Annotated in this window: 10 protein-coding genes, 2 tRNA genes and 3 rRNA genes; 11 read left to right on the top strand and 4 right to left on the bottom strand. The window is 58.8% G+C overall.

The genetic code is table 11. The features are described from left to right. The first annotated feature begins 65 nt into the window (after positions 1-65). Positions 66-656, top strand: a complete 591-nt coding sequence (locus tag B0G76_RS26810) for a VWA domain-containing protein (RefSeq protein WP_120295165.1) — start codon at positions 66-68, stop codon at positions 654-656. A 19-nt stretch (positions 657-675) separates the two neighbouring features. Here the strand turns inward: B0G76_RS26810 and B0G76_RS26805 are convergent, their stop codons facing one another. Then, positions 676-1,638: a flagellar brake protein gene (locus B0G76_RS26805; protein WP_120295164.1), complete on the bottom strand. Its 963-nt coding sequence runs from the start codon at positions 1,636-1,638 to the stop codon at positions 676-678. An 847-nt stretch (positions 1,639-2,485) separates the two neighbouring features. Here B0G76_RS26805 and B0G76_RS26800 point away from each other — a divergent pair. From B0G76_RS26800 to rrf, 5 genes are all read left to right on the top strand, one after another. Continuing rightward, a 16S ribosomal RNA gene (locus tag B0G76_RS26800) occupies positions 2,486-4,016 on the top strand. 64 nt (positions 4,017-4,080) lie between these two features. Then, positions 4,081-4,157: transfer RNA gene (locus B0G76_RS26795), tRNA-Ile, on the top strand. Positions 4,158-4,214: 57 nt separating this feature from the next. Further along, positions 4,215-4,290, top strand: a tRNA-Ala gene (locus B0G76_RS26790). A 342-nt stretch (positions 4,291-4,632) separates the two neighbouring features. Further along, a 23S ribosomal RNA gene (locus B0G76_RS26785) occupies positions 4,633-7,512 on the top strand. A 150-nt stretch (positions 7,513-7,662) separates the two neighbouring features. Then, positions 7,663-7,775: ribosomal RNA gene (gene rrf, locus B0G76_RS26780) — 5S ribosomal RNA — on the top strand. Together the 16S, 23S and 5S rRNA genes with 2 tRNA genes alongside form the textbook arrangement of a ribosomal RNA operon. Positions 7,776-7,889: 114 nt before the next feature. Here rrf and B0G76_RS26775 read toward each other — a convergent pair. From B0G76_RS26775 to B0G76_RS26765, 3 genes are all read right to left on the bottom strand, one after another. After that, positions 7,890-8,966 (bottom strand): carotenoid 1,2-hydratase, encoded by a 1,077-nt coding sequence (locus B0G76_RS26775; RefSeq protein ID WP_259460872.1) that lies wholly within the window; start codon positions 8,964-8,966, stop codon positions 7,890-7,892. A gap of 260 nt (positions 8,967-9,226) precedes the next feature. Further along, entirely contained in the window at positions 9,227-11,800 is a 2,574-nt protein-coding gene (locus B0G76_RS26770; protein WP_409076731.1) for an FtsX-like permease family protein, read from the bottom strand. Beyond that, entirely contained in the window at positions 11,787-12,536 is a 750-nt protein-coding gene (locus B0G76_RS26765; protein ID WP_120295163.1) for an ABC transporter ATP-binding protein, read from the bottom strand. Before B0G76_RS26765 ends, B0G76_RS26770 begins: the two co-directional genes overlap by 14 nt. 686 nt (positions 12,537-13,222) lie before the next feature. Between B0G76_RS26765 and B0G76_RS26760 the strand changes: the two genes are divergently transcribed. The 5 genes from B0G76_RS26760 to cyoD all read left to right on the top strand — a co-directional run bounded on the left by B0G76_RS26760 (position 13,223) and on the right by cyoD (position 18,988). Continuing rightward, positions 13,223-14,776 carry an NADH-quinone oxidoreductase subunit M gene (locus tag B0G76_RS26760; protein WP_120295162.1) on the top strand — a complete coding sequence of 518 codons (1,554 nt, stop codon included), beginning with the start codon at positions 13,223-13,225 and terminating at the stop codon, positions 14,774-14,776. A gap of 373 nt (positions 14,777-15,149) precedes the next feature. Beyond that, on the top strand, positions 15,150-16,049 hold the full coding sequence (gene cyoA, locus B0G76_RS26755; protein ID WP_120295161.1) for a ubiquinol oxidase subunit II: 900 nt from the start codon (positions 15,150-15,152) through the stop codon (positions 16,047-16,049). 3 nt (positions 16,050-16,052) lie between these two features. Further along, positions 16,053-18,041 (top strand): cytochrome o ubiquinol oxidase subunit I, encoded by a 1,989-nt coding sequence (gene cyoB, locus B0G76_RS26750; protein ID WP_120295160.1) that lies wholly within the window; start codon positions 16,053-16,055, stop codon positions 18,039-18,041. Beyond that, positions 18,041-18,646 (top strand): cytochrome o ubiquinol oxidase subunit III, encoded by a 606-nt coding sequence (cyoC, locus tag B0G76_RS26745; RefSeq protein ID WP_120295159.1) that lies wholly within the window; start codon positions 18,041-18,043, stop codon positions 18,644-18,646. Before cyoB ends, cyoC begins: the two co-directional genes overlap by 1 nt. Next, complete coding sequence (gene cyoD / locus B0G76_RS26740; RefSeq protein ID WP_120295158.1) at positions 18,647-18,988, top strand: cytochrome o ubiquinol oxidase subunit IV; 342 nt, start codon at positions 18,647-18,649, stop codon at positions 18,986-18,988. Positions 18,989-19,002 lie beyond the last annotated feature (14 nt).

The following is a 19,002-nucleotide window of genomic DNA, read 5'->3' as shown; positions in this document are numbered from 1 at the left end:
CCGCCGCTGACTCGCGCAGCGGTTTTCGATGGCGGCAAGGTGCCGGCGCAGGTTCGCGTAGCTGTTTGCAAGGTGCGCCGGGCAAACGCATTGCATGGCTGCCGACGCTCACGGCGAAGCGCCGGGATACGCTGCGCGCCGAGCATCTGCGTTTCGTGCACGAGGCGCCGCAAGGCGGTGTGCTGCATTGTTTCGTGCTCGATTGTTCCGGTTCCATGCTTGGCGGGCAGCGCCTTGCACTCGCCAAGGGTCTGCTGATTACGTTGTTCGACCGCACAAGCGCCGCGCGCGCCGAGGCGGCGCTGGTGTGTTTTGGCGGTGCCGGCGCCGATCTGCGTTTCGGCCCCGCTGTGCCGCGCTGGTGGAACGAGCGGTGGCTGCGGCCGGTGGGCGGAGGCGGTGGCACGCCGCTCGCGTCCGGTGTGCGTCGGGCTGCGCAGGTACTGGAGCGCAGCGCCCGGCGCAAGCCCGCGCAGCAGCGCTGGCTGTGGATCCTGACCGACGGCCGCAGTGGCGATCAGCCGGCGCGGCCGAGTCACGCGGATGAGGTGGTATTCGTCGATTTCGAGTGGGGAGCGATACGGCTCGGCCGCTGCCACGCGCTGGCCGATGCATGGGGCGCGGCGCTGTTTACGCCGGATGAACTGATCGCCTGAGCGGTGCGCTTTCGCGCGCTTATTTCAAACCGTTGGACCAGTACTGCACATCGTCTTGCCGGTCGAAGACGAAGACTTTCATCGCCATCTGCTGCGCGACGTCGAGTTGATCGAGTTCGAGGCCATGGGTCGACGGCTCACCCGGCGCGCTGCCTTTTTGCACATTGCGGATGATGACGGTCGTTTCGATCTCGGTTTGCAGCTCCGCCGATTTGAGGCAGAAGGCGACACGCAGCCGTTCGCCCACTGCGCCCAGTGTCCACGAGGTGGTCAGCGACATGCCGAGTGCGCTGATGCTTCTGGCGAGGCCCAGACCTTCATATGAATTGCCCGCTTCGCCGATGCCGAAGCGCACCGCGAGATGCGCATGGACGCGGATCGACTTGCGTTCGCGCAGGCGGCGGATCACACCGGGTTTCGACAGGACCACGTAGTCGAACGGGGCGCGGCACACGGCCTCGACCGTGCAGACGAAACGAAACACGGCGTGGCTCGCGATGGCGACGATCTCGATGTTTTCACCGAGACTTAGCGGGAGGATGCGGCCATCTTGCAGTGGCGGTGTGACGAAGAGCGCGTGGTTGGGCGCGAAGCCGATGATGCGGCATGGATGCATCGGGGCGCCGCTGCCGAGCTGGGAGCGCACGCCGATTAGCGCACCTATGGTCAGGTGCATGTCCTTTAATGTGAGGCTGCCGGTGGTGTCGGCGGGGTGGTGGTCGGGTTGGAATTCTGGTTGCGTGCCTGTGTTTAGCAGGTCGCCGCGGTGCGGGTGGAAATTGTCGAACAGGAATTTGCGCTCGTCCGTGGTCGCCAGGATGGTGCCGCTGGCGAAGAGGAGGGTGCCGTCGGAGTCTGCGATTGGCCAGGGGAGAGGGGCGCCTACTGGGATGGCTTCTGGTGTCAGGGATGGGGCTGCGGCTTGGGCCGCTGCTTGCGGTTCTGGCTGGGCTTCGGCGCGGGCTTCTGCTGGGTTTTCCATGGTCGGCTGCTAAATACGTGGCGGGATTACTTGTTTACGGCTGCGATTGGGGGGAGCTTTAGGGGTTTTGTTTGTCTGTTTGTCTATGAGGTTTGCCTGTGGCGTTGGCCTCTCCTTGTTTTCTTATTGGTTTATTAGCGTTGCCCCTGTGCGGGGCGGCACCTACTTCTCTTTGCCTGCCGCAAAGACAAGCAGGCAAGAGAAAGCGGCTCACACCGCTAATTCTTAAGCGGGTCCCCCGCGCAGCCACGGTAGTGGTGCATCTGGAATCCGTGCCCTCGCACATTCAGTTCCGGTGACAAGGCAGTCATACTTCCGGCGCGCGCTGCGCGCGCCGACGCGTACTTCACTAAACCTCCCTCCGTGGTCGTGCTTCTCGCTTGCAAAAAATCGTAATCACTGGTATTTGCGGTAAATATGTCGGATGCCTAACTATTTTTCCGTGTCTGAGGAGAGGCTGTTCGGGTGCTGCTCAATTTTCTGAAAATAATTGCTCAAGGGGGATTGACGACATGCCGACCGATCTCCATAATCTCGTTTCTCTGCTGCTGATGCAGCGACGCAGAACGAAGCGGTGCCGGGTGTTGTGATGGTTGCAGCGCGGTGCCGGTCTGGTAGTGGATGCGGACTCGATCTTTAAAAATTAACAGCCGATAAGTGTGGGCGCTTGATGCGCGACGCGAGCCGGATCTTTCGGGATCTGGCGTAAGCGAAAGTATCAAGTCTCACACTAGTATTAAAGGAAGGTTTTCCTGCTGGTATGGATTCATGCTGGCAGGATGATCATTCGTCAGTACGTTGAGTGAGCGACCGGTTGGTAAAACAACCGAAAAACAGTAACAGGTTTGAACTGAAGAGTTTGATCCTGGCTCAGATTGAACGCTGGCGGCATGCCTTACACATGCAAGTCGAACGGCAGCACGGGGGCAACCCTGGTGGCGAGTGGCGAACGGGTGAGTAATACATCGGAACGTGTCCTGTAGTGGGGGATAGCCCGGCGAAAGCCGGATTAATACCGCATACGCTCTACGGAGGAAAGGGGGGGATCTTAGGACCTCTCGCTACAGGGGCGGCCGATGGCAGATTAGCTAGTTGGTGGGGTAAAGGCCTACCAAGGCGACGATCTGTAGCTGGTCTGAGAGGACGACCAGCCACACTGGGACTGAGACACGGCCCAGACTCCTACGGGAGGCAGCAGTGGGGAATTTTGGACAATGGGGGCAACCCTGATCCAGCAATGCCGCGTGTGTGAAGAAGGCCTTCGGGTTGTAAAGCACTTTTGTCCGGAAAGAAAACCTCCGCCCTAATACGGTGGGGGGATGACGGTACCGGAAGAATAAGCACCGGCTAACTACGTGCCAGCAGCCGCGGTAATACGTAGGGTGCAAGCGTTAATCGGAATTACTGGGCGTAAAGCGTGCGCAGGCGGTCCGCTAAGACAGATGTGAAATCCCCGGGCTTAACCTGGGAACTGCATTTGTGACTGGCGGGCTAGAGTATGGCAGAGGGGGGTAGAATTCCACGTGTAGCAGTGAAATGCGTAGAGATGTGGAGGAATACCGATGGCGAAGGCAGCCCCCTGGGCCAATACTGACGCTCATGCACGAAAGCGTGGGGAGCAAACAGGATTAGATACCCTGGTAGTCCACGCCCTAAACGATGTCAACTAGTTGTTGGGTCTTCATTGACTTAGTAACGTAGCTAACGCGTGAAGTTGACCGCCTGGGGAGTACGGTCGCAAGATTAAAACTCAAAGGAATTGACGGGGACCCGCACAAGCGGTGGATGATGTGGATTAATTCGATGCAACGCGAAAAACCTTACCTACCCTTGACATGTATGGAATCCTGCTGAGAGGTGGGAGTGCCCGAAAGGGAGCCATAACACAGGTGCTGCATGGCTGTCGTCAGCTCGTGTCGTGAGATGTTGGGTTAAGTCCCGCAACGAGCGCAACCCTTGTCCCTAGTTGCTACGCAAGAGCACTCTAGGGAGACTGCCGGTGACAAACCGGAGGAAGGTGGGGATGACGTCAAGTCCTCATGGCCCTTATGGGTAGGGCTTCACACGTCATACAATGGTCGGAACAGAGGGTCGCCAAGCCGCGAGGTGGAGCCAATCCCAGAAAACCGATCGTAGTCCGGATCGCACTCTGCAACTCGAGTGCGTGAAGCTGGAATCGCTAGTAATCGCGGATCAGCATGCCGCGGTGAATACGTTCCCGGGTCTTGTACACACCGCCCGTCACACCATGGGAGTGGGTTTTACCAGAAGTGGCTAGTCTAACCGCAAGGAGGACGGTCACCACGGTAGGATTCATGACTGGGGTGAAGTCGTAACAAGGTAGCCGTATCGGAAGGTGCGGCTGGATCACCTCCTTTCTCGAGCTAACGTGTCAATGCGTTGAGCGCTCACGCTTATCGGCTGTGAACAGGACAGACTCAGGGGTCTGTAGCTCAGTTGGTTAGAGCACCGTCTTGATAAGGCGGGGGTCGATGGTTCGAATCCATCCAGACCCACCACTGTTTCTGCGGTGGCTGAACTAACCAACCGGAGACACCTGAAGTACTTGTGTGACTGGGGGATTAGCTCAGCTGGGAGAGCACCTGCTTTGCAAGCAGGGGGTCGTCGGTTCGATCCCGTCATCCTCCACCAATCTTCAATGCCGGTTTTACTGCGGCGAACCCTGAAAGAGGTTTGCGGTGTAGTGAAACGGGCATTGGCGATTGAGCCAGTCAGAGTGATATGCGGTTATAGCAACCGCAATATCGGCTGTCGTTCTTTAACAATCAGGAAGAAGTAGTAAAGAGATTCACGAAAGATCGCCTGGAGATGGGTGATTGAGTAGGTGAATCAGGGTTGTGATTGTATCAATGTATGAAAAGAGGGATCGAAAGATCGCTTTTGGAATACGGCGCAACACGAATACTCAACCTGTAGCGATTGTGAGGAACACGTCATTCCCAGTGGATGAGGTGGGAGACACACCCGTTATAGGGTCAAGCGAACAAGTGCATGTGGTGGATGCCTTGGCGATCACAGGCGATGAAGGACGCGGTAGCCTGCGAAAAGCGGTGGGGAGCTGGCAAACGAGCTTTGATCCACCGATATCCGAATGGGGAAACCCGGCCCGAATGGGTCATCCATGACTGAATACATAGGTCATGTGAAGCGAACGCGGTGAACTGAAACATCTAAGTAACCGCAGGAAAAGAAATCAACCGAGATTCCCAGAGTAGTGGCGAGCGAAATGGGACCAGCCTGTACTCTTTATCTTCATTGTTAGTCGAAGGCTCTGGAAAGTGCCGCCATAGCAGGTGATAGCCCTGTAGACGAAAACAGCGAGGAAGAACCAGGGGTACGACAAGTAGGGCGGGACACGTGAAATCCTGTCTGAAGATGGGGGGACCATCCTCCAAGGCTAAATACTCGTGATCGACCGATAGTGAACCAGTACCGTGAGGGAAAGGCGAAAAGAACCCCGGGAGGGGAGTGAAATAGATCCTGAAACCGCATGCATACAAACAGTAGGAGCCTCGCAAGGGGTGACTGCGTACCTTTTGTATAATGGGTCAGCGACTTACATTCAGTGGCAAGCTTAACCGATTAGGGCAGGCGTAGCGAAAGCGAGTCCGAACAGGGCGATTCAGTCGCTGGGTGTAGACCCGAAACCAGGTGATCTATCCATGGCCAGGATGAAGGTGCGGTAACACGTACTGGAGGTCCGAACCCACTAACGTTGAAAAGTTAGGGGATGAGCTGTGGATAGGGGTGAAAGGCTAAACAAACCTGGAAATAGCTGGTTCTCTCCGAAAACTATTTAGGTAGTGCCTCGTGTATCACCTTCGGGGGTAGAGCACTGTCATGGTTGTGGGGTCCATTGCGGATTACTACGCCATAGCAAACTCCGAATACCGAAGAGTGCAATCACGGGAGACAGACATCGGGTGCTAACGTCCGGTGTCAAGAGGGAAACAACCCAGACCGCCAGCTAAGGTCCCCAAATATTGCTAAGTGGGAAACGAAGTGGGAAGGCTAAAACAGTCAGGAGGTTGGCTTAGAAGCAGCCATCCTTTAAAGAAAGCGTAATAGCTCACTGATCGAGTCGTCCTGCGCGGAAGATGTAACGGGGCTAAGCAATATACCGAAGCTGCGGATGCACATTGATGTGCATGGTAGGAGAGCGTTCCGTAAGCCTGCGAAGGTGCACTGAAAAGTGCGCTGGAGGTATCGGAAGTGCGAATGCTGACATGAGTAGCGATAAAGGGGGTGAAAGGCCCCCTCGCCGTAAGCCCAAGGTTTCCTACGCAACGTTCATCGGCGTAGGGTGAGTCGGCCCCTAAGGCGAGGCAGAAATGCGTAGCTGATGGGAAGCAGGTTAATATTCCTGCACCATTGTTAAATGCGATGGGGGGACGGATCGCGGAAGGTTGTCCGGGTGTTGGAAGTCCCGGTCCTTGCATTGGAGAAGGCGCTTAGGCAAATCCGGGCGCGTAATTCAAGGGTGCGAGGCCATTCACTTAGGTGAAGAAGCAATCGGAAGTGGTTCCAAGAAAAGCCTCTAAGCTTCAGTTTAACAAGACCGTACCGCAAACCGACACAGGTGGGCGAGATGAGTATTCTAAGGCGCTTGAGAGAACTCGGGAGAAGGAACTCGGCAAATTGGTACCGTAACTTCGGGATAAGGTACGCCCCTGTAGCCTGACTCGCCTGCGCGAGAAGGGTGAAGGGGTTGCAATAAACTGGTGGCTGCGACTGTTTAATAAAAACACAGCACTCTGCAAACACGAAAGTGGACGTATAGGGTGTGACGCCTGCCCGGTGCCGGAAGATTAAATGATGGGGTGCAAGCTCTTGATTGAAGTCCCGGTAAACGGCGGCCGTAACTATAACGGTCCTAAGGTAGCGAAATTCCTTGTCGGGTAAGTTCCGACCTGCACGAATGGCGTAACGATGGCCACACTGTCTCCTCCCGAGACTCAGCGAAGTTGAAGTGTTTGTGATGATGCAATCTCCCCGCGGCTAGACGGAAAGACCCCATGAACCTTTACTGTAGCTTTGCATTGGACTTTGAACCGATCTGTGTAGGATAGGTGGGAGGCTATGAAGCGTGAACGCCAGTTTGCGTGGAGCCGTCCTTGAAATACCACCCTGGTTTGTTTGAGGTTCTAACCTTGGCCCGTGATCCGGGTCGGGGACAGTGCATGGTAGGCAGTTTGACTGGGGCGGTCTCCTCCCAAAGTGTAACGGAGGAGTACGAAGGTACGCTAGGTACGGTCGGAAATCGTGCTGATAGTGCAATGGCATAAGCGTGCTTAACTGCGAGACCGACAAGTCGAGCAGGTGCGAAAGCAGGTCATAGTGATCCGGTGGTTCTGTATGGAAGGGCCATCGCTCAACGGATAAAAGGTACTCTGGGGATAACAGGCTGATACCGCCCAAGAGTTCATATCGACGGCGGTGTTTGGCACCTCGATGTCGGCTCATCTCATCCTGGGGCTGTAGCCGGTCCCAAGGGTATGGCTGTTCGCCATTTAAAGAGGTACGTGAGCTGGGTTTAAAACGTCGTGAGACAGTTTGGTCCCTATCTGCCGTGGGCGCTGGATATTTGAAGGGGGCTGCTCCTAGTACGAGAGGACCGGAGTGGACGAACCTCTGGTGTACCGGTTGTCACGCCAGTGGCATCGCCGGGTAGCTATGTTCGGAAGAGATAACCGCTGAAAGCATCTAAGCGGGAAACTCGCCTTAAGATGAGATATCCCCGGGGCTTCGAGCCCCTTGAAGGGTCGTTCAAGACCAGGACGTTGATAGGTCAGGTGTGGAAGCGCAGTAATGCGTTAAGCTAACTGATACTAATTGCCCGTAAGGCTTGATCCTATAACCGGTGTGTTTTACACACGCACGGTTGAGATCAGTGTTGTGCCGGAAACAACACAGCCCAGACTTCATCTGATGAAACCATCATCAGAAACTACTTCTTCCCGATTGGTTGTGCCGCCCACCAGGGCGACACGGCAACAAGTCATGCCTGATGACCATAGCGAGTCGGTCCCACCCCTTCCCATCCCGAACAGGACCGTGAAACGACTCCACGCCGATGATAGTGCGGATTCCCGTGTGAAAGTAGGTAATCGTCAGGCTCCCCCGCAGAAAACAGAAACCCCACCCGGAAAGGTGGGGTTTCTGCGTTTACGGCCCGCAAAAACGCGACCTGGTGCCCCGCGCTCCCGCGCCTGTTTCCGTTCTTCCGGCGCTCACTCCTTCCCGATCCGCAGCGCCTTCGCGTAACCCGTCAGCTCCAGATAAGCACGCCCGAGGTCCGCACCATCGCGGCTCACTCGCACTGCACCTTCCCAATACACTGCGCCGGTCGATTGACTGGAATCGAGTTCCTGATCGTCCATCAACGGATCGAGGCGCCACGTAAACGCGCCGGTTTTGACCGTCATCGAGACAGGATACGACGTGTTCGTGCGCGGCGAGCGCCACGTGCGAACCGGAATGAAATCGACCTGATTACGGCTGAACGTCGTCACCTGGCCATCGCGATTTCTGAGTGCTGCATGGGCCCATACTGCGTGTCCATCGCGACCACGGACCTTGAAAGCCATCAACGCTGAACCATCAGTCAAATTCGCGCCGAGCCAATCCCATCCGACCGCGTCGGTATCAAGCAAAGTGCTCGACCATTCGTGATCGAGCCACGCCGCGCCGGTAACGGCCGTATTGCCTGTCGATTTGCTGCCTGCTAAGACCGGTCGAACGACGTTGCCGGTTACACGCAATTGCGGCTCGCTGTAGTAATAGCTCGCCTGTTCAGGCCGCGGACCTTTGCGGGAATAGCCGCGCTCGCCCTGGACCAGGGGCGCTTGTGTCGGCGTCAGAGCAAGGTGCAGCGCGAATCCGTTCGCGTCCACGGTAACGTCGTAATGGCCGTCGTCGGCACGGGTGATTTTCCATGCGTCGAGTTTGACGTCGGTATTGTCCGGCTTCGCATACGCCAGCCCGAAGCCCTGGCGGGCAATGCGCTGATCGTGCGTCAGATGACCGCGTGCAGGATCGCTCAGCGCGGCATGGGCAATGATCAATTGCGACGGAGCGAACGCGCTCGGGTCGGCAGGGTCGTGACCCGTTGCTGAGCGAAAGAAAGTAATCTGGAAACCAAGCGGCTGATTGTCCGGTGTCGTGAGCCAGCCTGTTGCGTACCACCACTCGGTGCGAAAAGCCGGGTGTGCGCCGGTGTCCTGCGGCAGCACGATCGGATGGTCCGGTTCGACCGCTGCGAACTCGGGTGTCGCGGCGACCACAGATGCTGTAGCCATCAACCCCATGCAAAGCAACGCTGCATGAATCGTAGCGCTCAGCCGCCATGCACTTGCCCGGCGATGTAGCGCCACCGATGACTTGCTTGGCATGCTGTGTGCCAGACAACTGCGACCGATTCGATAAGAGCGCGCCGGCACTTGACGGGTCGCTTGATAGGCCGCTTGATAGGCCGCTTGATACGTCACCTGATACGTCACCTGATACGTCGATCCGTGCACCGCGTCGTACGCCGACTCTCTTGCCATCTCGCGTGGCAATCCATCCATCACCAATCCTCCTTCACCGCGCGCACCGCATCCACCGACACCGCGCCTCTTCCCGCAATCACCGCCGTCGAGCACGACGAAGCCAGCATCACCAACGCCACCGTGCCGAGTACGCTCCATGGAACGTGCAGCGACATGCTCCAATGAAACGACTGTGGATTGACGACGAACACCAGGATCAGGCTGATCGCGAATCCGAGAACGAATCCCATCGCGATACCGCAAGCGGTGAGCATTCCGCCTTCAAGTGCGAGAATCGCGAGAACCTGCGAGCGGGTCACGCCCACGTGTCGCAGCATGCCAAACTCACGAGCCCGTGCGAGAGTCTGCGCAGAAAACGTCGCCGCAACGCCGAACAGCCCGATGACGATCGCGACCCCCTCGAGAAGATAGGTGACGGCAAAACTCCGATCGAAAATAACCAGCGTGCGTGCGCGAATTTCGCCCGGTTGTGACAGATCCAGCGATGCACCGAACGGCAGCGCCCGCAGGCCGGCCATCACGCGGTCGACGCTCGCTCCCGGTTGAACGGTGACAGCCACGTCGGTCGCGCCTGTGTCGGCGGTTAGGAGCCGGTAATCCGGAAGTCGTATCTGGATCGCACCGTTCTGACGCACGTAATCGCGCCAGATGCCGGCCACCACGAACACATGGCCGCGCTCGCCGAGCGGCAACTGCAGGCGCTGGCCAAGCTTATATCCATACAGATCGACCATTGCTTCGGACACCCAAACAGGTGTTTCCCCGTCATGAAGTTGGGAGGGAAGCAGGACTGGACCGGTCATCTGCAGATTCGCACCGGGATCGGCCGTGTCGATTTCACGCGCGAGCAGGGCGATATCAGGCCGTGCGGGGTCGAGCGTGAGATGCGAGATGCGGGCAAACGCGGCGGTCTTGATGCCGGGCACACTGCGCAGGAGAGTCTGTTCATCGGGGCGCAAGCCACCGGTGTCGCCGTTCGGCGCCACGCGAACGTACAGATCGGCCGAGAGCAGGTGGCCCAACCAGTCTTCGACGGACACACGGAAGCTGGCCACCATGATCGCCATTGCCACGATCAGCGCGAAGCTCGACAGCACGCCGCCCATTGCGATCGATGCATGTCCCGGCGCATTTGCGAGGCGCGCCAGCGCGAGCGTGCTGGCCGCGCCGGCGCGCCGCCGCGCGCCAAAGGCACGGCTCGCCGCGCCGAATATGAACGCGGTCACGCGCGGCATCAGCGCAATCCCGCCGACCAGTAACAGCGCAACGGCCAGGTAGCCGGCGATAGGCGCATCGAACAGCGGCGGCACCTGGGTGAGCACGGCGGCAATCAGCAGACATGCCGGAGCGGGCCACGGTGTAGCGAGTCGTGCCAATGCGCCTTCCTCGGCGCCGGCTTTGAGCGCCGCCGCAGGTCGCGCGCGCGCCGCCTCCAAAGCGGGAGCAAGACTGCCCAATATCGAAACGACGATGCCGAGTGTCAGAAATAGCGCGGTGGCCAGCGGTTCGAAGCCAACGTGCGGTTGCACGCCGGGAAAATATCCGCCGCCCAGGTCGCTGCCAAAAAATCGCAACGCGCCGCTCGCCAGCGCATAGCCGAGTGCGAGTCCGGACAGCGAACCGAGCAGGCCGAGCAGCGCACCTTCCATCAGGATCTGGCGCAGCAACTGGCCACGCGTCAGTCCAAGCACGCGCAGCATCGCAAACTGTGCACGGCGCCGCACGACACCCAACGCCTGCGTCGAAAACACGAGAAAGGCGCCGGTGAAAAGCGCCACCAGCGCAAGCACGTTCATATTGATCCGATAGGCGCGCGACAGACGATCGGTGCGACTTTCCGCGTCGCGTGTTTCGGAGATCCCCCACCGGCTGCCGAGCCGCGCCTGCAACTCACGTTTGAAGCGTTCCCGATCGACGCCGCGTTCGAGTTGCACGTCGATGCGCGACAGCTTGCCCACCTTACCGAACTTCCATTGCGCGGCGGCAATATCCATCACCGCGAGCCGCTGCCCCGGCCGGGTTCTCACAAGACCGCCGGCCACGCGCAAGTGCACGATCGAGGTGCCGTTTCGCAACGCCACGTCGTCGCCGATCTTCACCTTCAGCCATTGCTGCGCCGCTGTCGAGAGAAACACCGTATCAGCCGCGAGCGTATCGAGCGGCCGTTCCGGCGAAGGCACACCGATCAGATCGGGCGCAATGCGGCTTGCCTTGAAGACGTCGATACCGAGCATGGGCAGCGCGGCGCTCTGGTCCGGCACGGTGACATCGAGAGCGAGCACGGGACTCGCCAGCGCGACACCTGGCTCAGTCGACAGACGCGGATAGATGGACTCGTCGAATAAAGGTTGTGCCCCACGCACCTGCAGATCGGCCTGGCCGGAGAGGCTGCGCGCTGCCGCCGAGAATTCATTGAAGGCCGCGCTGTTGATCAATTGAACGGCGTAGCCGAGCGCGACACCGAGCGCGATCGTTGCGATTGCAACCAGTGCGCGTCCGCGATGACTGCGCCACTCCGCGCCCAACAGCCAACGCGCGAGCAGGCGATGACCTCGCATGCGCTGCAGCGGGCGCGGGTCAGCGTGCATCATCGGCTGAGCGCGCGATGGATCGCGAGTCGGGAGAGGAGCCGGAAAAGGCGCTGCGTCCGGACGACGCGTGCAACCCGCCGTCGCTCAGAATCAGGATGCGGTCCGCCACGGCCGCGGCTGCCTCCGAGTGCGTGACCATGATGGTAGCCGCACCAGTCGCCTTGCTTTGCGCGCGGAACAGGCCGAGTACGTCGTGTGCGGTATCGGGATCGAGATTACCGGTGGGTTCGTCGGCGAGAATCAGTTTCGGACGATGCACGAGCGCCCGCGCAATGGCGACGCGCTGCAGCTCGCCGCCCGACAACTGGCGCGGAAAATCGTCGCCACGGCCGCTCAAGCCGACGGCCGCGAGCATATCGAGCGCGCCGGCCGTCGGTAAGCCGTTTAGCAGCAGCGGCAGCGCGACATTCTGCGCAAGTGTCAGATGGGGCAATACGTGAAACGCCTGGAACACGAAGCCCAGTTTTTGCCGGCGCAAACGCGTTGCCGCGTTGTCATCCAGACGCGAGACCGCGCTGCCGTCGATGATCACGTCGCCGCTATCCGCGCTGTCGAGCCCGGCAATGAGATTCAGCAGGGTCGATTTGCCGACGCCTGAGTCGCCCATAATCGCGACGAATTCGCCGGGCGCGAGCATGAAATCGAGGTGTGCCAGCACGATGCGGCCAGCGCCGTAGGCCTTGCCAAGCTCGCGGCATTCGAGCGCGGGAACGACACCTTCATCACGAAGCACCATGCGGTATCCGATAAGTCTGGCCGGTGAGGGCGGCGTTCAACCGTGCGAAGAAACACCAGTGCTGCGCACGAGCACCGGCCCCCGAACCGCCGAAGTATATTCGGGTTCTGTAAGGCTCGCAGGCGCATGCCGACATCGCCCGATATCCGTCTGAAAGCAGGCTGACGAGGGAAGTGCACAGGTCCTTTCGGGCGCGCAACGAGGCTCCTTTAGAGTGCCGGATCAAAAAAATTTTCTGTTCGTGGACGCGCTAAATTTTCGCCGATGGCTCGAAATTGGCCTCGATGGCGCATCATGCTCGCGCATGAACCATTCCAGTGCAATCGCTGTGCGGAAGCGCTCGCGCAAGAGTGGTTAATTGCCATTCAACGGCTTTCTTCTGCATGCAAAAAGCATGGCATATATCCTGCGTGAACGAGTTTGTGCATCTGCACATTTTTCGGCGTTTCGCAAGGCCGGGCGCGGCAACAATGCATTACCAAGGGCGTTGCAGCGTTGTTGCGATGCAAAAGTATTCGTATCTTGGTAATCTCCCACCCTTGGTCATTCGACTGCGGGTAAACGTGAAGCGAGCAGCACCGTTTCAACGTCAATTTCAGCGAAATATAGCTTACATATCCATTTCAATGCTTTCGTTTTGAGGGCGTTGACGCGGCGTTTTGTATTTCAAGTTTTCAACAGAACACATGCCATTGCCTCCGCTTCTTAGCCTACTCATCTGGATCCCTATTGTCGCCGGCCTGGTGGTTTTGCGTGCCGGATCTGACGCGGCACGTAGTCGCACGCGATGGCTCGCGCTGATCGGCGCGGTAGCGGGTTTCCTGCCGGTGATTCCGCTGGTGTCGATTTTCCGTAACGACGTGACGTCGATGCAGTTCGTCGAGAACGTCCGCTGGTCGCCCACGTTCGATATCGCGTGGCATGTAGGCGTGGACGGGATTTCGCTGTGGCTCGTCGCGTTGACGGCGCTGACCACGATCATCATCGTGGTCGCTTCGTGGGAGTCGATCACCGAGCGCACGGCGCAGTATTTCGGTGCGTTCCTGATGCTGTCGGGTTTCATGCAGGGTGTGTTCACGTCGATGGACGGCATGCTGTTCTTCATCTCGTTCGAAGCGACGCTGATTCCGCTGTACCTGCTGATCGGTACGTGGGGTAATTCGAACCGCTCGTACGCGGCGGTGAAGTTCTTCTTCGTCTCGTTCCTCGGTTCGCTGATGATGCTGATGTCGATGCTGTATCTGTACAGCCAGACGCACAGCTTCGATCTCGCGTTGTGGCGCGAAGCGCATCTGGGTACCTGGGCGCAGGTCCTGGTTTTCCTCGGCTTCCTTGCTGCGTTCGGTGTGAAGGTGCCGATGTGGCCGCTGCATACGTGGTTGCCCGACGTCCACCTCGACGGCCCGACCGGCGCCGCCGTGATGATCGGTATGCTCAAGCTGGGCGGTTACGGCCTGCTGCGTTTTGCGCTGCCGATCGCCCCGCAGGCCAGCCATTTTTTCGCGCCGATGATGATTACGTTGTCGCTGGTTGCGGTGATCTATTCGAGCCTGCTGGCACTCGTGCAGACTGACATGCGCCGCTTGCTCGCATATTCGACGATTGCGCACATGGGTCTCGTGACGCTTGGCCTGTTCGTCTTCAACCGCATCGGCCAGGCGGGCGCCATTGTGCAGATGCTGTCGTACGGCGTGGTTTCCGGCGCGATGCTGCTGTGCACGGGCATGCTCTACGACCGCACGAAGACTGCTTCGATCGCCGAATACGGCGGCGTCGCCAATACGATGCCGCGCTTCGCGGCGTTCGTGATGTTGTTCTCGATGGCCAATATCGGCCTGCCGGGCACCTCGGGTTTTGTCGGCGAGTTCATGGTGTTGATGGGTGCAATCCGTTTCAATTTCTGGATCGGCGCGATCGCGGCCTCCACGCTGGTTCTGAGCGCCGCCTACACGCTGTGGATGTACAAGCGGGTGATCTTCGGCGCGATTGCCAACGCACGTGTCGCCAAGCTGCAAGACCTCGGCAAACGCGAGTTCGCGCTGCTCGGCGCGATGGCTTTGCTGGTGCTGGCCATTGGCATCAATCCGAAGCCTTTCACCGATGCGATCGACCCGTCGGTCGGTACGCTGCTGGCTCAGTCGGAGCGGAGTAACCATCCTTCGGACTCCGCACCGGCTGAAGGTGGCGAGCACCTGCAGGCGGCAGCGCCTGCTACCGTCGCGGCACGCACGCCGGGCTGATCGAAACGAAGCGCCAGGCAGGTGCAGCATCCGTCACGCGGATGCTGCGTTTGCCGAAGCGTCTCTTTCGCATCGACACACGTTCTCTTTAAAGCACTAAAGGCAGCGCGACCACTCAGGTCGCGCTGCGTTCTAACGCTTATTTAAAGAGGTTTTCGTGATCGAGCGACGCCGCCGCTACTTAGCAATGGAGCATGGCGGGTTATCGCGTGCGCACAGGTATGCGGCAACGTGTCACACGGTGTTGCGACGCAATAGATCGTTGCTAAATCGAGTGTTTATATCCCCTTGACGACCCCCTATTATGCGATCGCTTACTAAGGGAGAGCGGTCGAATGACGTTCGTTGAAGTCGTAGAAGAAAGGCAAGGGATATGAAAGGAAAGACGCTGCGAGGGTCGATAAGTTTCCTTTCCACCGGCCTCGTGTTGTTGCTCTCGGGTTGCAGCAACCTTGATATATTGAATCCGAAGGGGAGTGTGGGTCTGGCCGAACGTGAGCTGATTGCCACGTCGACCTGGGCCATGCTGATCGTGGTCGTGCCGGTTATCGCGCTCACGCTGCTGTTCGCATGGCGCTATCGTGCGTCGAACAGGAACGCCGAATACCGTCCTGGCTGGGTGCATTCGACCGGGATCGAAATCGCCATCTGGACCATTCCGACACTGATCATTCTGTTCCTCGCGGTGCTGACGTGGAAGAGCACACACGAGCTCGATCCGTACAAGCCGCTCGAATCACAGGTGAAGCCGATCAACGTCGAAGTCGTCGCACTCGACTGGAAGTGGCTCTTCATCTATCCCGACCTCGGCATCGCGTCGGTGAACCAGTTGGCGTTTCCGGTCGGCACGCCGGTGAACTTCGTCATCACGTCCGACACGGTGATGAACTCCTTCTTCATTCCTCAACTCGGCGGCCAGATCTACGCAATGGCGGGTATGCAAACGCGTCTGCATCTGATCGCCGACGAAGCCGGCAACTACGCGGGCACCGCGGCGAATTTCAGCGGCAGGGGGTTCTCGGACATGAAGTTCCGTGCACTCGCCACGTCGCCTGAAGAATTCAATGCGTGGGTCGCCAAGGTGCGCGCCTCGTCCGACCGTCTCGACATGGACCGTTACCACGCGGTATCGGCGCCTACGGAGAAGGAGCCGGTGCGCTACTTCTCGTCGGTCGATCCGAAGCTCTTTCACAACATCATTGCCCGATACAACAACGGCAACGTCCTCGACAACATGAAAGACGCTAACTGCGCGCCAAAGGGTAAGGGGTAACGCATGTTCGGAAAACTTACGCTCGATGCGATTCCGTATCACGAGCCAATCATCGTGGGCGCGGGCGTCTTCATGGCGCTCGTCGGGCTGGCTGTGCTCGGCACGGTCACGTATCTCGGCAAATGGCGCTACTTGTGGACGGAGTGGCTGACCTCAGTCGACCATAAGAAGCTCGGCATCATGTACATCATCGTTGCGATGATCATGCTGCTGCGCGGCTTCTCGGACGCGATCATGATGCGTCTGCAACAGGCACTCGGCTACATGAGTCCTGGCTATCTGCCGCCGCATCACTACGACCAGGTGTTCACGGCGCACGGCGTCATCATGATTTTCTTCATGGCGATGGCGTTCATGATCGGCCTGATGAACCTGATCGTGCCGCTGCAGATCGGCGCGCGCGACGTGGCGTTCCCCTTCATCAATTCGTTGAGCTTCTGGATGACCGCGGTCAGCGCGATTCTGATCAACGTGTCGCTGGTGATCGGCGAGTTCGCGCAAACGGGCTGGCTGGCTTATCCGCCGTTGTCCGAATTGCAGTTCAGTCCGGGTGTCGGGGTCGACTATTACCTATGGAGTTTGCAGCTCTCCGGTATCGGTACGTTACTTACCGGCGTGAACTTCTTCGCGACCATCGTGAAGATGCGCGCCCCGGGCATGACGTTCATGAAGATGCCCGTGTTCACATGGACCGCGCTATGCACCAACGTGCTGATCATGGCGTCGTTCCCGATCCTGACCGTGACGCTCGCGTTGCTCGGTCTGGACCGCTACCTCGGCATGCATTTCTTCACGAACGACGGCGGCGGCAACGCCATGCTGTACCTGAACCTGATCTGGGCATGGGGTCACCCGGAGGTGTACATCCTGATCCTGCCGGCGTTCGGTATCTTCTCGGAAGTCGTGGCCACCTTCGCCAAGAAGCCGCTGTTCGGCTACAAGACGATGGTGTGGGCGACCTGCGCGATCATGGTGCTGTCGTTCCTCGTGTGGCTGCACCACTTCTTCACGATGGGGTCGGGCGCTGACGTCAACGCGTTCTTCGGTATCGCGACGATGGTGATTGCGATTCCGACCGGCGTGAAAGTGTTTAACTGGCTGTTCACGATCTACAAGGGCCGTCTGGAATTCACCACGCCCGTGCTGTGGACGATCGGCTTCATGATCACGTTCACGATCGGCGGGATGACCGGCGTGATGATGGCGATCCCGGGTGCCGACTTCGTGCTGCACAACAGCCTGTTCCTGATCGCTCACTTTCACAACGTGATTATCGGTGGCGTGCTGTTCGGTTATCTGGCCGGTTTCAATTACTGGTTCCCGAAAGCATTCGGTTTCAAGCTGAATGAAAAGCTCGGCAAGGCTGCGTTCTGGTTCTGGCTGGTCGGCTTCTATGTCGCGTTCATGCCGCTGTACGTGCTCGGCTTCATGGGCATGACGCGCCGTCTGAATCACTACGACAATCCGGCATGGCATCCGTGGCTGATCCTCGCCGCGTTCGGCGCAGGATTGATCGCTATCGGCATTGCGTGCCAGTTGGCGCAGCTGTACGTCAGTATCCGCTACCGCAATCTGCCGGAAAATCGCGACGTCACGGGCGACCCGTGGAACGGTCATACGCTGGAATGGGCGATGAGCTCGCCGCCACCGGTGTACAACTTCGCGATCATCCCGACGGTACGTAAGCTGGACGCGTTCACCGAAATGAAGTCGCGGAAAGGGCAGCAAGCGGAGCCGGTGTATCGCGACATTCATATGCCCTCGAACACGTCTGCGGGGCTGTTGGTCGGCCTGTTCTCGCTGGCGCTCGGCTTTGCCGGTGTGTGGCACATCTGGTGGCTGGCGATTGTCGGCCTGGTCGGTGCGGTCGGTACGGTGATCGTCTATAGCTTCCAGAATAACGACGGCTATTACATTCCGGCCGACACGGTTGCGCTGATTGAAGAGAAGCGCACCGGCGCGGGCGCCCACATTGCAGTCGAGGTGGACTGATGCTACAGAAAACTATTGCGGTTCAACCGCATCTCGCGCCGGACCATGTGCCGTCGCAATCGGTATTCGGTTTCTGGCTGTACCTGATGACCGACTGCATCATCTTTGCCGCGCTGTTCGCCGTGTTCGCGGTGATGGGCCACCAGTTCGCGGGTGGTCCGAGCGGCAAGGATCTGTTCGAGATCCCGGGTGTCGCGCTCGAAACGTCGATGCTGCTGCTGAGCAGCATCACGTACGGCTTCGCGATGCTGGGCGCGCATAAGAACAGGAAGGGCGTGCTGCTGTTCTGGCTCGGCGTGACGTTCCTGTTGGGCCTTGCGTTTCTCGTGCTCGAAATGCGCGAGTTCTCGCACCTGATCGCCGAGGGCGCGGGCCCGAGCCGTAGCGCGTTCCTGTCGTCGTTCTTTACGCTGGTCGGCACGCACGGTCTGCACGTGACGTGTGGCCTGATCTGGATGGCGGTGCTCGCCGTGCAGGTGATGCGTCATCGCGATCTGACCGAACGCGACATGATCCGCCTGACGTGCCTGAGCCTGTTCTGGCACTTCCTGGACGTCGTGTGGATCGGCGTCTTCACCTTTGTCTATCTTGCGAGCGTGATTTAAATGGACCATAGCCATCACTCACACCTGGCACACTCGGGTGAAAGTCACGGCAGCTTCGGCAGCTATACGACGGGTTTCATTCTCTCCGTCGTATTGACCGCCGCGGCGTTCGGCCTCGTGCTGACCGGCAAGTTGACGGGTGAGAACGCCTTGCTCGCGATCGCGGGTCTTGCGTTCGTGCAGATCGTCGTGCATCTGATTTTCTTCCTGCACATGAACGCGTCGTCGGCACAGCGCTGGAACGTCATGGCGTTCGGCTTTACGGTGCTTACTGCCGTGATTCTGATCGTCGGGTCGTTGTGGATCATGCATAACGTCAGCATGCATATGATGTCCCGCTAGAACGAATGACACTT

Source organism: Paraburkholderia sp. BL23I1N1, from assembly GCF_003610295.1.
Lineage (GTDB): Bacteria > Pseudomonadota > Gammaproteobacteria > Burkholderiales > Burkholderiaceae > Paraburkholderia.
Note: the sequence above shows the minus strand (reverse complement) of the source record. Positions and strands in the feature narration are given on the sequence as shown.

What these genes read in the sequence shown, in the direction of transcription:
- cyoD (WP_120295158.1), top strand. Translation starts at nt 18,647, where the DNA reads ATGGACCATAGCCATCACTCACACCTGGCACACTCGGGTGAAAGTCAC.
- B0G76_RS26765 (WP_120295163.1), bottom strand. Translation starts at nt 12,536, where the DNA reads ATGGTGCTTCGTGATGAAGGTGTCGTTCCCGCGCTCGAATGCCGCGAG.
- B0G76_RS26775 (WP_259460872.1), bottom strand. Translation starts at nt 8,966, where the DNA reads ATGGGGTTGATGGCTACAGCATCTGTGGTCGCCGCGACACCCGAGTTC.
- B0G76_RS26805 (WP_120295164.1), bottom strand. Translation starts at nt 1,638, where the DNA reads ATGGAAAACCCAGCAGAAGCCCGCGCCGAAGCCCAGCCAGAACCGCAA.
- B0G76_RS26760 (WP_120295162.1), top strand. Translation starts at nt 13,223, where the DNA reads ATGCCATTGCCTCCGCTTCTTAGCCTACTCATCTGGATCCCTATTGTC.
- cyoA (WP_120295161.1), top strand. Translation starts at nt 15,150, where the DNA reads ATGAAAGGAAAGACGCTGCGAGGGTCGATAAGTTTCCTTTCCACCGGC.
- cyoB (WP_120295160.1), top strand. Translation starts at nt 16,053, where the DNA reads ATGTTCGGAAAACTTACGCTCGATGCGATTCCGTATCACGAGCCAATC.
- cyoC (WP_120295159.1), top strand. Translation starts at nt 18,041, where the DNA reads ATGCTACAGAAAACTATTGCGGTTCAACCGCATCTCGCGCCGGACCAT.
- B0G76_RS26770 (WP_409076731.1), bottom strand. Translation starts at nt 11,800, where the DNA reads ATGATGCACGCTGACCCGCGCCCGCTGCAGCGCATGCGAGGTCATCGC.